The sequence below is a fragment of the Bradyrhizobium sp. USDA 4354 genome, from assembly GCF_054060315.1.
The window spans coordinates 5219561-5232723 of sequence record NZ_JBSSDC010000001.1 but is presented as its reverse complement, the minus strand read 5'-3'; the positions used below and the strand labels follow the sequence as shown (position 1 = coordinate 5232723).

The following is a 13163-nucleotide window of genomic DNA, read 5'->3' as shown; positions in this document are numbered from 1 at the left end:
TTAAGCTATCCAGACCATTAGATGCAAGTGCATGAACTGGCTCGTTTTGGAAACGCTGTGTTTCGCGAAAGTGGCCGGTAGCCCGGACGTGGCGGCCTTGGAAGCGATCCAAAACAATCAGGCCGCCAAGCGGCGGCCTGATGTTCTCGGCACTCTGCAAGCCGATCAGATCGTCGGATTCCACGCCGACGGGATCAGGCGATATTTGGCGCCGTCCTTCGCGACATGGCCGATCGAGGGGAAGGTGAAGTGGAAGCCGATGACGGTCGCCTTCTCCGCTGCCGCCAAATCGTAGAACTTGTGGCGCGTCGCCTGCGCCATCGCGGCATCATTGTCGAACATCACGTGCCAGTCCGGATTGCGCAGGAAGAATTCCGGGATGTTGGTGACGTCGGACTGGATCAGCACCTTGGCATCGCCGGAGGCGACCGCGAACGAGGTGTGCCCCGGCGTGTGGCCGGGTGTCGCGATCGAGGTGATGCCAGGCGCGACCTCCTTGCCCCACTCGTACTTCGTCACCTTGGACTCGAGGCCGGCGAAGGTCTTCTTCACATTGGCGAAGTAGTTCTTCATCATCGGGTTGGACTCGGCCTTGGCGGCATTGTCCTCGCTGGTCCAGAACTCCCAGTCCTTGCCCGGCACCATGATCTCTGCATTCGGGAAGGCCAGCGCGCCATCGGCGAGACGGATGCCGTTGGTATGGTCGGGATGCAGATGCGACAGCAGCACGACGTCGATGTTCTTCGGGTCGACGCCGGCGGCAGCAAGGTTTTGCAAGGTGCGGCCGACCGCACCCTTGCTCGCCTCGAAATTCGCAATGCCGTTGCCGGTGTCGATCAGCACGAGCTTGGAGCCGGTGTTGATGAGCTGCGGGTTGAACGGCACCGTGACCATGCCCTTCGGCATGTAAGCCGCCTCGCCTGCGGCCAGAGCCTCGTCCTTCGGAATGTTGGCGACGAACTTGTCCGGCATCGGGAAGGTGCGCGCGCCGTCATTGATCGAGGTGCACTCGAAGCGGCCGACCTTGTAGCGGTAGAAGCCCGGCGCCTGCGTCCCGGCTGGCGGCACTGAGGCGTTGGCAGCGATGGGTCCCAGCCCGGTAACGGCAGCCGCGCCCATGGCGGCCGCGCCTGCGAGCAGGTGACGGCGATTGAGATCGGTCATGGAAAGTCCTTCTGAGCGCCTTGCGGTTTTTCCGCTTCAAATGGCGGCGGAATAATCTCCGGCTTCGCTCAGAAGGCAAGACCTTCCTTTGGTGACGTGCCGTCGCACATCACGATTATTTATTTGGATTGATGAGGAATTTTTCGCCGGTGGCGCGTTTGGCGTACGCCGCGATGTTGGCGGGATCGAGTGCCTCGGCAAGCGACACCACCTTGGTGTAGTGGCTGGCGAAGGTGGTCTTGAGCTCGGAGGCGACGCGCTGGCGCAGGCGGCCGATCTCGGCCGGACCGATCTTCTGAAGGAACGGCGTGAGCAGCCAGCCGCCGACGCCCCAGCTCAGGCCGAACGAGCGGCTCAGCTCGGTCGGCCGCGTGTCGAGGCTGCCATAGATGTAGACCTGCTTGTACACGTTGGAGCCGTAGCGGCTGTATTCCTTCGCCGTCTTGTTGGCTGCAATTTCCATCGCGGTCAGAATCTGGCTCGCGAGCTTGCCGCCGCCGATGGCATCGAAGGCGATCGTGGCGCCGGTCTCGACCAGCGCGTTGGTGAGGTCGTCCATGAAGCTCGGCGCGCTGGAATCCACGACGTATTTCGCGCCGATCTTGTGCAGGATGTCGGCCTGCTCCTTGCTCCTGACGATATTGACGAGGCCGATGCCGTCCTTGATGCAGATCTTGTTGAGCATCTGGCCGAGATTGGAAGCCGCGGCCGTGTGCACGAGCGCCTTGTGGTTCTCCCGCCGCATCGTCTCGGTCATGCCGAGCGCTGTCAGCGGATTGACGAACCACGAGGCTCCGTCCGCGGCCGTGGTGCCCGCCGGCAGCTCCATGACGTCGCGGACCTTCAGCACGCGGTACTGTGTGTACATCGCGCCACCGATCATCGACACCGTCTTGCCCATCAGCGCCTTCGCCGCCTCCGACGATCCGGTCCGGATCACCGTGCCGGCGCCCTCGTTGCCGACCGGCAGCGACTGATCGAACCTGGCCGCCATCATCCGCATCGCCGCCTCCGGCATCTTTGCGGTGACGACAGGCATCTCCTTGGTGCCGGAGGCCTGGGCGGCCGACATGTCGGCCGCCCCGACCAGGAGCCCAAGGTCGGATGGGTTGATCGGGGTGGCCTCGACGCGAACCACGACCTCATCGTCGGCGGGCTCCGGCGTCGGGACGTTCACGAGAGACAATTCGAGCTCGCCGCTCTTCTTCAGCAGCGAACGCAATTGCAGTCCGGTCTTGCCGTCGCTCATGTCGATCCTCCCCTGTCCGTCTTTTCGCGGGTCGAGGCGCCGGCTTATGCCAGCGCCTTCAGTGCCGCCTTGCCGCCATAGAGCGCCTGCTTGCCGAGCTGCTGCTCGATGCGCAGGAGCTGGTTGTATTTGGCGGTGCGATCGGACCGCGCAAGGGAGCCGGTCTTGATCTGACCGCAATTGGTGGCGACCGCGAGATCGGCGATGGTGGAATCCTCGGTCTCGCCGGAGCGGTGCGACATCACCGAGGTGTAGCCGGCCTTGTGCGCCATCTCGACGGCGGCGAGTGTCTCAGTCAGCGTGCCAATCTGATTGACCTTGATCAGGATCGAGTTGGCACGGCCGGCCTTGATGCCTTCGGCGAGGCGCTTGACGTTGGTGACAAAGAGGTCGTCGCCGACCAGCTGGCACTTCTTGCCGATCAGGTCGGTGATCTCCTTCCAGCCGTCCATGTCGTCCTCCGACATGCCGTCCTCGATGGTCACGATCGGATAACGCGCGACCAGGTCGGCAAGATACTTCGCCTGCTCGGAGATCGAGCGGGTCTTGCCCTCGCCTTCATAGACGTATTTGCCGTCCTTGAAGAACTCGGTCGAAGCGCAGTCGAGGCCGAGCATGATATCGGTGCCCGCCTTGAAGCCGGCCTTGCCGATCGCGTTCATGACGAAGTCGAGCGCGGCGTCCGCCGACGGCAGGTTCGGGGCGAAACCGCCCTCGTCGCCGACATTGGTGTTGTGGCCGGCCTTCTTCAATTCGGACTTCAGCGTGTGGAACACCTCAGCGCCGTAGCGCAGGCCTTCGGCGAAAGAGGATGCGCCGACGGGGAGGATCATGAACTCCTGGAAGTCGATCGGGTTGTCGGCATGCACGCCGCCATTGATGATGTTCATCATCGGCACCGGCAGCAGCCTCGCCGAGGTGCCGCCGACATAACGGTAGAGCGGCATGTCGAGCGAGTTCGCGGCCGCCTTGGCGCACGCCAGCGAGACGCCGAGGATGGCGTTGGCGCCCAGCCGGCTCTTGTTCGCCGTGCCGTCAAGGTCGATCATGATCTGGTCGATCTGGGCCTGCTGCTCGACATCGAGGCCGCTCAGGGCCTCGAAGATCTCGCCATTGACGGCGCCGACCGCCTTGGTCACGCCCTTGCCGAGATAGCGGGCCTTGTCGCCATCGCGCAGTTCCACGGCCTCATGGGCGCCGGTGGAGGCGCCGGACGGCACCGCGGCGCGCCCGAGCGCGCCGTCCTCCAGCACGACATCGACCTCGACGGTGGGATTGCCCCGGCTATCGAGAATTTCGCGGCCGATGATGTCGATGATGGCGGTCATGATGTCCACTTCCGTTCGTTAGGGCTGATCGGTGCCGCGGGTCTTACACGGGCCGCAAGCAAATGTGAACGCTTGGACGAGCCGCTTCGACTGACGCGTGAACCGCCTCAGACTATGCTCGACCGCATCTGGTCCGCGTGCCCAACCTCAATCTCAAACAGTCGGGGTAACGCCATGAATCGCCGCCAGTTTCTTGCTTCGAGCGCCGCACTGTTCGCCGCCCGCCCAGGTTTTGCGCAGGAAGGCCCGTTCCGGACAAAATACTATCCCATCAGCCCGGACATCGGCCTGCACGATCTCACGCCCGCCCCTGATGGCATGATTTGGTTCACGGCGCAGGGCAAGGGCTTGCTCGGCAGGCTCGATCCACGAGATGGCAGTTTCAAGACGGTCAGCCTCGGCCAGGGCGCTGCGCCGCACGGCGTGACCATCGGGCCCGACGGCGCCCCCTGGATCACCGAAGGCGGCCAGAACGCGATCGCGCGGGTCGACCCTGGCGATCTCAAGGTGACGCTGTTCCGCCTCCCCGAGAAATTTGCCCAGGCCAATCTCAACACCGGCGTGTTCGACAAGGAAGGCACCTACTGGTTCACCGGACAGTCCGGCTATTACGGCCGGCTTGTGCCGAAATCCGGCGAGATGACGGTCTTCAAGGCCCCAAAGGGCATCGGGCCTTATGGCATCACCGTGACGCCCAAGGGCGACATCTGGTACGCCTCGCTTGCCGGCAGCTACATCGCCAAAATCGATCTTGCGACCGGCAACGTCGGCGTCGTGCAGCCGCCGACGCCGAATGCGGGCTCACGGCGCGTCTGGTCGGATTCAAAGAGCCGGATCTGGGTCAGCGAGTGGAACAGCGGCCATGTCTCGGTGCACGATCCTGCCGACGGCTCGTGGAAGACATGGAAGCTGCCGGGCGAACGCCCCCGCGCCTACGCGGTTTATGTCGACGACAAGGACAAGGTCTGGCTGACGGATTTTTCCGCCAATGCCATCGTGCGCTTCGATCCCGTGACCGAGCGCTTCAACGTCTTCGCCAGCGACAAGGCGAATGCGAACGTTCGCCAGCTCGACGGCCGTCCGGGCGAGCTCTGGGGCTGCGAGTCCGGCAACGATCGGATCGTCATGATTCGGACAATCGCCGCCGGTTGACGGCAGCGGCATTTGCGTCCATCCCGGCATCCGAAACAGGATGTGACGACGATGGCGAAAAAGTCCCTTCAGCTCGGCCGCGCGGTCGAGTGGCCGCACACACCGGAAGAAGCCCAGCTCGACCGTGTGCCCAATCCGCAAAAGGGCACCGACTATCTGGTGCGCTTCACCGTGCCGGAATTCACCTCGCTCTGCCCGGTCACGGGGCAGCCGGATTTCGCGCATCTGATGATGGACTACGCGCCGGGTGCGTGGCTGCTGGAATCGAAATCCCTCAAACTTTACATCGCGAGCTTCCGCAATCACGGCGCCTTCCACGAGGACTGCACGGTGATGATCGGCAAGCGCATCGCGTCCGAGATCAAGCCGAAATTCTTGCGCATCGGCGGCTACTGGTATCCGCGCGGCGGCATCCCGATCGACGTGTTCTGGCAGACCGGCCGCGTGCCGAAAGGCCTGTGGGTGCCCGAGCAAGGCGTCGCGCCCTATCGCGGGCGGGGTTAGTCCCTATCGTGACAATCCGGTTCACCACGCGTACCGCACCACGCCCTTGCCGGCGTAGGATTGCGTGACGCCCGAGAATTCGCCCTCGAACGTGCCGGCGGCCGACCAGCCGTTCAACCACTTCTTCTCGACCGATCCCGTCACCAGCGCGGAGTCCGAGGCCATCGCCGCGCCGTTCACGACGAAGCTCGCGCCGGGCAGAGTTTGGAACGTGGCACCAATGGCGCGGTCCGGATTGAAGTCATGCGCCCAGGCGAGCCGCCCGCGCAGCGTGACGATGCCGTCGGCCTGGGCGAAGGATTTGTCGGTGCGCAGGCCGAGCTCGGTGCGGGTGTCGGTGACGCTCTTGGCGCCATAGGCCAGCGCGAACTGGTTGCTGCCGACGATGGCCTGTTCGGCATAGGCCGGTAGGTCGAAGGTCGTGAACTGCGCTGCGGCGTAAGGCGTGAGACCCACACCCTGCGTGACGAAGCGGTAGCCGCCCTCGAGCCGGCCGGAATAGGTGTTGGCATCGAACTCGGCGCGCAGGCGATCGACGCCGGCAACCGTCACGGTGCGATCCGTCGTGATGTCCTGCCAGCCATAGGCGAGCGCGCCAGCGATGTAGGCGGGGCCGACGATGTGCCGGAAGAAGGCGCCCGCCTGGAACAGGTCGGACCGGCCGCCGCCGAGCGCGTTCGCGACGGTAAAGTTGGTGCCGCCGCCGGCGAGCGCAAAGCCGACCAGCGTATCGCGGGAGATGCGATAATCCGCACCGACGGCGGTGGCGTAGAGATTGCTTGTGGTGGTGTTGGACCCGACCACTGTGCTGCCGTCGGTCTGCTGCGCGCCGCCGAAGCCCGCCGCCCAGACGCTCCAGCGCTGCTCGAACGGCCGCACGACCGGTGCCTTGGTGTAGATCGCAGCCAATGCGTCGTTCGGCTTGCGCTTGCTCGCGTACGCCAAAGCGGTCTCATCCGCATAAGCGTTCGGCGCGCCGCCCGCACTGACGGGATCGCCGCGCCCTGCGATGAACGGGTCCGTCATTACACCCATGAACTGGTTCATGGCGTTGAACGTGGCCTGCTGCGGCGCGCTGCCCACCTCGCCGGAGAGCTGGGTCAGGCCGGTTGGCGTCAGGCCGCCGAACGCGATCGGGATCGTGCCGTTGCTGTTGAAGTAATTGATGATCGCGTTGCCGACATTCTGCTGATTGCCGTTGAGATTGCCGGACGAGGGCACGAAGTTCAGCGCGAGGTCCAGATAAGCGTGGGTGGCGTCATAGCTCAGGCTGGTGTGAAAGCCTGACGGCAGGCCGAAATTAGTGACTGAGGGATTGAACGTGCCAGTGATGCTGCCGGCGCTGACGATGGTGTACCGCTTCGCGACATAGCTGCCGGCGTCAAAGCCAACGAGAACGGACGCTCCGCCTAACGTTGCATTGCCAGTCACGTTCGCGAGGGTCGACGTCGTCGGGTTGGCGTAGATGAGGTAGGTCGCCCCCGATTGCATCGCGAGGCTCGCCAACGTCATCGACGTTCCCGGCACGCCGCTCGTACCTGGTATGAACCACGCGCCTGCGTTGAGTTGGGTCGCACCGACGGCACCTGAACCGCCAAGCACGGCGGAGGTCACGGTCACGGCGGAGGATGCCAACGAACCAGTCACGAGCAACGTGCCGGCGCTGACCGTTGTGGTGCCGGTATAAGCGCTGCTGTCGCCTGACAGGGTCAACCCGCCGTTGCCGACCTTGACGAAATTGCCAGTGCCGATCATGGATCCCGCGAAGGTCGACGACGAATGGTCGCCCCCGACGGTCATGGTGAACGCGCCCGTATCGAGCTGGCTGCCGGCCACGCCGGCCACCGATCCAAAGGTCGCACCGACGCCGGAGACTTTGGCGATTGCCCCGGAGGTTGCGAGGGTTACGCGTCCCGTCACGCTGCCACCTCCCGAGTTCAACTGACTCGGATAGGAGAGAGTCACGTTTCCATTGATCGTTCCGTTGAGCCCGATGTGTCTGGAGATGCTGTTGATCGATGCATTGACCACGCCGGTTGCCTGGACGATCAGAATGCCGTCGTTCAGGATCGTATTGGTCGCGTTCAGTGTTCCCGCAACCTCCATATTGCCGTCTGCGTTGGTGAAAGTGTTCGCGGTGACCGTGCGGCCTGCGTCGATCGAACTGCCGTGTATCATCGCATTGGACTGGTTGATCAGCGTCGTGACGGTGAGGTCGCCGCTGGAGACAAAAAGGTCGGATGTTGCACCGGTGGTCAGGGTCCCGTTGACGGTGAGCGCACCGGTCACCGTGAAAGTGCCGCTTTGATGGTCGACGTTGCCGTTGATCGTGCCGGCTGCGTTGGCCGTGCCCGCATTCGTCAGCCCGCCGTTGACCGTGCCCGTCGTGTTGAAGGTGGCGCCGGCGGCATTGGTCGTGCCGCCGGTGGTCGTGATCGAGCCGTTGTTGAAGAACGTGCCACCGTTGTTGGCAATCGTCGTCGCGGAGATGATGCCGGCTGGAAGATTGGAGAAACCGGTGGTGGTGGTGATGTCGCCGATCAGGGTACCTTGATTGCTCGCGATCGCACTGACGGTCAGCGACGTCGTCAGGGTGCCCGTGTTGACGAACGTCCCGGCGGTAACGCTCGTGGTGGTGAACGAGTTGATGCCGGACAGCGTCAACCTACTGGACCCCGCCTGCGAGATCGTGGTGCCCGTCATGTTGTTGCTGATCGAGATGAAAGTACCGACGCCGACGGCATTGTTGGTGATGCCTGTGACAAAATTCACCTGCTGACCGCTTATTGTGTAGCCCTGGGACGCAGCGTCGAAAATCCAGGACTGGGGTGCGATGGGGCCAAGAGTGACGGTGACTGCCGTCGTGCCCGTGGTGGAAAAGGTCGCGGTTTCGCCTGCGTTATCGGGGACGGTGCCTGTCGACCAATTCGTCGGCTCGTTGTAATTGCCGTTGTCGACCCCGCCGTCCTGCCAGACCTGCGCTCGCGCCAGGGACGGCAACAATAGAACCGTCGCAAGAGCTGTGCCGGCCAGAAAAGCCCTGCTTAAGAGCGCTCCACGCGTAGGCCCAACCCCGTCCGCCCGGATCATTGAAAATTCCGCTGGGCCCTGCGCTGCCCTTGATTGCCAGATATTTCAAACGGGAAATGTCTAGCTGCTTCGCCACCGGCGAACCATCGGCAATCGGTTTCGTCGCTGGATGAGTCGGCGATTTCCCCTGCGGTGTGATTGTAGGGCAACAGAGGGTCGCATATTTACCGGGCACCCCGCGAGATCGGACTGGAATTTCGGTCAGCCGTGGGCCGCATTGATGCGCCCAGCCCTTAATATGCGCTCAGCAGATCGACCTTCGCGTTCGCCAAGCACCAGCCGCCGCGCCAGGATCGCGGCGAGATTGCGCATGATCTTCAGCGACGTCTCCGGGTGCAGGCGGCGATAGTCGGCAAAGCTGTCGAGCGGCAGTTCAAGGCAGGTGATGGGCGTGTCGGCGAAGACGTCGGCGCTTCGGCTTTGCTCCAGGATCGCCATCTCGCCGAATTCCATGCCGGGGCCAAGCGAGGCAAGCCGTACGCCGCTGCGTAGCTTCACGCTGACCATGCCGCTCTGAAGAAAGAATAGCGAATTGGCGGGTTCGCCGGCAGCGATGATGCGCTGGCCGGCCGCATAGTGCCGCGTGGTCGACAGCTTGACGATGGCGGCGATCTCGTCGGCGTCGAGCTCGGCCAGCAATGCCTGTTCGCCGAGATGTGCGCTCTCTTTGAAATCGGTGAAGCCGCCGAAGCGGTAGATCACCTGGTCTTCGGCCCATTCGATGGCATCGTCGAGCAGCGCGAAGCGCCGCAGCCGGCGCGGCTCGGCCGTGCGCGCAGCGATCGCACTCCACACCGCGGAGCTCTCCTCGAAGCCGGACAGAATGGCGGTGACGCCGGCATTGCCGAGCGCGGTCAGCGTCTCGCCGAGCAGCTCCGCGCCGGCCGCGGTGATGTCGGGGACGCGGCGGAAATCGATGATCAGGAGCGGCGCGTTCGGCGGCTCGCTGGTGAGCCGTCGCGTGACATAGTCGATGGTGCCGAAATTCATCGCGCCGACCAGCTCGAGAACGCGGATGTCGCGATGGCGCTCCTCGAGGATCTGCTGCTCATGAGGCTGGCGGCTACGGCGCGAGGAGATGCCGTAGATGTCATAATCCGCCATGATGCTGGTGCGGACGTCGGCGTTTCGGTTGAGCATGTGCAGGTCGAACCGCGCCGACAGCGCCTCGCAAACCTTGAGACCGCGCACGCTGTTGAAATGGTTGTCGAGCAGCGGCGAGAACGTGCCGAGCCCGAGCTGCGAGGGCAGAGCCGCGACGATGCCGCCGCCGACGCCGCTCTTGGCGGGAATGCCGACGCGATAGGTCCACTCGCCGGCATAGTCGTACATGCCCGAGCTCGTCATCACCGATAGCGTGCGCGCGACGATGTGCGGCGTGATCACCTGCACGCCCGTCACCGGATTGATGCCGCGATTGGCGAGCGTTGCCGCCATGACCGCAAGGTCGCGCGCGGTGACCAGGATTGCGCATTGCCGGAAATAGACGTCGAGCACGGCGTCGACATCGTCCGGCAACACCGCGTAATTCCGCAGCAGCCAGGCAATGGCGCGGTTGCGGTTGCCGGTCGCGGTCTCCGAAGCGTGCACCGCCCCGTCGACACCGAGCTCGCGGCCGGCGAACTCGCCGAGCTTGGCGCGGACGCGCTCGAAAGCGCCCTTCCCGTCCACGCCGTAGATCAGGCCCGAGCAGGCGATCGCGCCGGCATTGACCATGGGGTTGAACGGGCGGTTGTCGTTGGTGAGCCGGATCGAGTTGAAGGCTTCGCCGCTCGGCTCGACCCCGATGGTGGCTGCGACGCGCGCCTCGCCGACCATCTCCAGCGCCAGCGCGAAGACGAACGCTTTGGACACCGACTGAATCGTGAACGGCACGGCGCTGTCGCCAACCTCGTAGACATGGCCGTCGATGGTCACGAGCGCGATGCCGAAATGATCGGGGTCGGCGCGCTTCAGCTCGGGAATGTAGTCGGCAAGCTCGCCGGAATTGTCGGCTCGGAATTCGGCGTGGCAATCGGCCAGGAAACGCCGCAGCGGCGGCTTGGTGAGATATCCGGTCGAGCGGGGCGTACCGGCTGCGCTGGCCGAATGGCTGGTCTGGACGTCCACGGTCTCACACCTCGATTTGCCCAGAATCGAAGCAATTCATGTGCCATGTATACCGGGCCGACGGTGTCTTGGTGGGGACCGAGGCCCGCTGAAGTCACCGAATGCACGTCAGCGCGCATCCGCCGGTGCACGCGGCTTGAGCAGCCGGGCGCAGACGAGGCCCAGCACCACCATGATCGCGGCGCTCACAAGCAACGTCGGCACCTTGCCGCCGTGCTGGAGGCCAAAGCCGTAGGCGAGCGGCCCCACCGTCTGCCCCATGAAGAAAAAGAACGAATGCAGCGACATCGCGGTAGCCCGCGCCTCGACCGAGAGCTCGCTGGCAAATACTTGCAGACAGCCATGGGCCATGTAGAAACCCCAGCCCATCACGATGAGATTGAGCGCCTGGAGCTCCCAACGCGGACCGAAGGCGACAGCGGCAAGCTGCGAGGCGACCAGCGCCATGCCTGCGATCATCATGCCCTTGACGCCGAGCCGCGGCAGCATGCGCGACACGGTCAGCGTGTAGAACAGCCCACCCACCGCAAAGCCGGCGATGACGATGCCGGCGATCGACAGCGAAGTCTGCCCGAGCTCGAACAGGAACGAGGCGATGTAGGGAAACAGGCCGAGCACGCAGCAGCCTTCGATGAATACGGCCGAGTAGCAGACGAAGGCGTTCGGATCCTCGGCGGATGCTTGACCTTGGCGCCGTGGAAGCCGGCAGCAACGGCGATCGAGGCGACGATCACGAGCGCACCGAGCACCGCGAGCACGCCGCGCCAGCCGAGGAAATCGCCGATCAGGCCGGAGGCCGAGGCGCCGAGCAGATTTCCGGTCATGGCGCCTGCAAGCGTGCGGCCGATCGCGACCTGGCGTTTCTCGGGCCCGACGAGATCGCTGGTGAGGCTGAGCGCCACCGGAAACACGCCTCCGGAGCCGATGCCAGCCAGAATGCGGGTGACGAACAGCAACGAGAACGAGCTCGAGAGCGCGCCCAGGATGTTGGCAAGGCCGAGCAGCGCGAGGCAGCCGATCATCAGTCGCGTCTTGCCGAACAAGTCGGCGGCGGCGCCGATGATCGGCTGGATGATCGAGAAGGTGAAGGCGAACACCGCGGCAAAGCCGGCGGCGGTGGCGATGCTGACGCCGAAATCCTCGGCGACGTGCGGCAGCACCGGATCAAGCGCGCGCGCCGACAGCGCCGCGGCGAAGCTTGCGCCTGATATGACGTAGAGCGCTGGCGGCAAGCCGTGATCGTGCGGCCGCGCCTCGCTTTTCTGCATCAGCGCGGATTCTTGGCGAGCGCGTCGAACGCCATCAGCCTGCCGATCAGCCCCTCGAACTCGCGCAGTGGCACCATGTTGGGCCCGTCCGAGGGCGCGCGATCAGGATCGGGATGGGTCTCGATGAAGACGCCGGCAACGCCGACCGCCACGGCCGCGCGGGCCAGCACTGGCACGAATTCGCGCTCTCCGCCCGACGAGGTCCCCTTCCCGCCCGGCTGCTGCACCGAATGGGTGGCGTCGAAGATCACAGGCGCGCCGGTGGTGCGCGCCAGGATCGGCAGTGCGCGCATGTCGGAGACCAGCGTGTTATAGCCGAAGGAGGCGCCGCGCTCGGTGACGAGCACGTTGGGATTGCCAGCGCTCGTGATCTTCGCGACCACGTTCGTCATATCCCACGGCGCCAGGAACTGTCCCTTCTTGACGTTGACGACCTTGCCGGTCGCGGCCGCCGCCAGCAGCAGATCGGTCTGCCGGCACAGGAAGGCGGGTATCTGCAAGACGTCCACCGCCTGCGCCACCTCGGCGCATTGCGCGGCCTCGTGCACGTCCGTCAGCACCGGCAGGCCGAGCGAGGATCGGATCTCGGCGAAGATCGGCAGGGACTGCGCCAAGCCCAGCCCGCGCGCTGCGGATGCGCTGGTGCGGTTCGCCTTGTCGAACGAGGTCTTGTAGACGAGGCCGATGTTCAGCCGCGCGGCAATCTCCTTCAGCGCAGACGCGACCTCCAGCGCATGCTGGCGGCTCTCGAGCTGGCACGGCCCGGCAATGACCGAGATCGGCAGATCATTGCCGAATTTGACCGTGCCAATGGCGACGACCGGCGCCGCTGAATTTGAAGAGCTCAAGGCAAATCCCTCGTTTCGGCGCGACCATAGCCGCCATGAGGGTCGGATCAACCCTGTTCCGCCCGGGCCGTTCGAATATCAGGGTTGCGCCACGGTTCCCTGCCCGTCGCCTGCTACTTCACCGCCGAGAAAGCGGTCGGCGCCAGGATCTGGCTGACGATGTTGGCAACGATCTGGCCGTCGGCTTCGCTCTCGGCGCGCGCCTTCATCCAGTCCGGATCGGTCATGAACGCGCCCCACTTCGTCTCGCGTTCGGCGAGCGACTCCCAGGCCAGGAAATAGGTCAGCTCCTGGTTGGATTCGCCGATCAGCGTGGTGAAGAACCCGGCCTGCTTGATGCCGTGCTTGTCCCAGATCTTGAGCGTGGCGGTCTCGAACCGCTTCAAGAGCGCCGGCAGGCGGCCGGGCACGCAACGATACTGGCGCATTTCGTAGATCATTCTTGCTCCCT

The 13163-nt window shown here is 64.4% G+C and carries 8 protein-coding genes and 2 pseudogenes; 2 read left to right on the top strand and 8 right to left on the bottom strand.

All coding sequences use genetic code 11. The features are described 5' to 3' along the window. Window positions 1-165 precede the first annotated feature (165 nt). From ACVIIV_RS24210 to eno, 3 genes are all read right to left on the bottom strand, one after another. Window positions 166-1164 carry an MBL fold metallo-hydrolase gene (locus tag ACVIIV_RS24210; protein ID WP_456746384.1) on the bottom strand — a complete coding sequence of 333 codons (999 nt, stop codon included), beginning with the start codon at window positions 1162-1164 and terminating at the stop codon, window positions 166-168. Window positions 1165-1279: 115 nt separating this feature from the next. Beyond that, window positions 1280-2413 carry a zinc-binding dehydrogenase gene (locus ACVIIV_RS24205; protein WP_456746383.1) on the bottom strand — a complete coding sequence of 378 codons (1134 nt, stop codon included), beginning with the start codon at window positions 2411-2413 and terminating at the stop codon, window positions 1280-1282. A gap of 44 nt (window positions 2414-2457) precedes the next feature. Further along, window positions 2458-3741: a phosphopyruvate hydratase gene (gene eno / locus ACVIIV_RS24200; protein WP_456746382.1), complete on the bottom strand. Its 1284-nt coding sequence runs from the start codon at window positions 3739-3741 to the stop codon at window positions 2458-2460. A gap of 174 nt (window positions 3742-3915) precedes the next feature. Here eno and ACVIIV_RS24195 point away from each other — a divergent pair, with 174 nt between their 5' ends. Both ACVIIV_RS24195 and queF read left to right on the top strand, forming a co-directional pair. Next, entirely contained in the window at window positions 3916-4893 is a 978-nt protein-coding gene (locus ACVIIV_RS24195) for a Vgb family protein (RefSeq protein WP_456746381.1), read from the top strand. Window positions 4894-4944: 51 nt separating this feature from the next. After that, entirely contained in the window at window positions 4945-5397 is a 453-nt protein-coding gene (queF, locus tag ACVIIV_RS24190) for a preQ(1) synthase (RefSeq protein WP_456746380.1), read from the top strand. Between the two features lie 21 nt (window positions 5398-5418). Here queF and ACVIIV_RS24185 read toward each other — a convergent pair whose 3' ends face one another. The 5 genes and pseudogenes from ACVIIV_RS24185 to ACVIIV_RS24165 all read right to left on the bottom strand — a co-directional run bounded on the left by ACVIIV_RS24185 (window position 5419) and on the right by ACVIIV_RS24165 (window position 13152). Continuing rightward, entirely contained in the window at window positions 5419-8397 is a 2979-nt protein-coding gene (locus ACVIIV_RS24185) for an autotransporter outer membrane beta-barrel domain-containing protein (protein WP_456746379.1), read from the bottom strand. Between the two features lie 323 nt (window positions 8398-8720). Beyond that, window positions 8721-10596 (bottom strand): annotated as a pseudogene (gene glsA, locus ACVIIV_RS24180) (glutaminase A). Window positions 10597-10704: 108 nt separating this feature from the next. Then, window positions 10705-11864 (bottom strand): annotated as a pseudogene (locus tag ACVIIV_RS24175) (MFS transporter). Then, entirely contained in the window at window positions 11864-12712 is an 849-nt protein-coding gene (gene kdsA / locus ACVIIV_RS24170; protein ID WP_456746378.1) for a 3-deoxy-8-phosphooctulonate synthase, read from the bottom strand. The pseudogene ACVIIV_RS24175 and the gene kdsA overlap by 1 nt, the downstream one beginning before the upstream one ends. Window positions 12713-12825: 113 nt before the next feature. Further along, entirely contained in the window at window positions 12826-13152 is a 327-nt protein-coding gene (locus ACVIIV_RS24165) for an NIPSNAP family protein (RefSeq protein WP_456746377.1), read from the bottom strand. Between the last annotated feature and the right edge of the window lie 11 nt (window positions 13153-13163).

Coding starts and splice junctions, on each gene's coding strand:
- eno (WP_456746382.1), bottom strand. CDS start 3,741: ATGACCGCCATCATCGACATCATCGGCCGCGAAATTCTCGATAGCCGG.
- ACVIIV_RS24210 (WP_456746384.1), bottom strand. CDS start 1,164: ATGACCGATCTCAATCGCCGTCACCTGCTCGCAGGCGCGGCCGCCATG.
- ACVIIV_RS24195 (WP_456746381.1), top strand. CDS start 3,916: ATGAATCGCCGCCAGTTTCTTGCTTCGAGCGCCGCACTGTTCGCCGCC.
- ACVIIV_RS24165 (WP_456746377.1), bottom strand. CDS start 13,152: ATGATCTACGAAATGCGCCAGTATCGTTGCGTGCCCGGCCGCCTGCCG.
- queF (WP_456746380.1), top strand. CDS start 4,945: ATGGCGAAAAAGTCCCTTCAGCTCGGCCGCGCGGTCGAGTGGCCGCAC.
- ACVIIV_RS24205 (WP_456746383.1), bottom strand. CDS start 2,413: ATGAGCGACGGCAAGACCGGACTGCAATTGCGTTCGCTGCTGAAGAAG.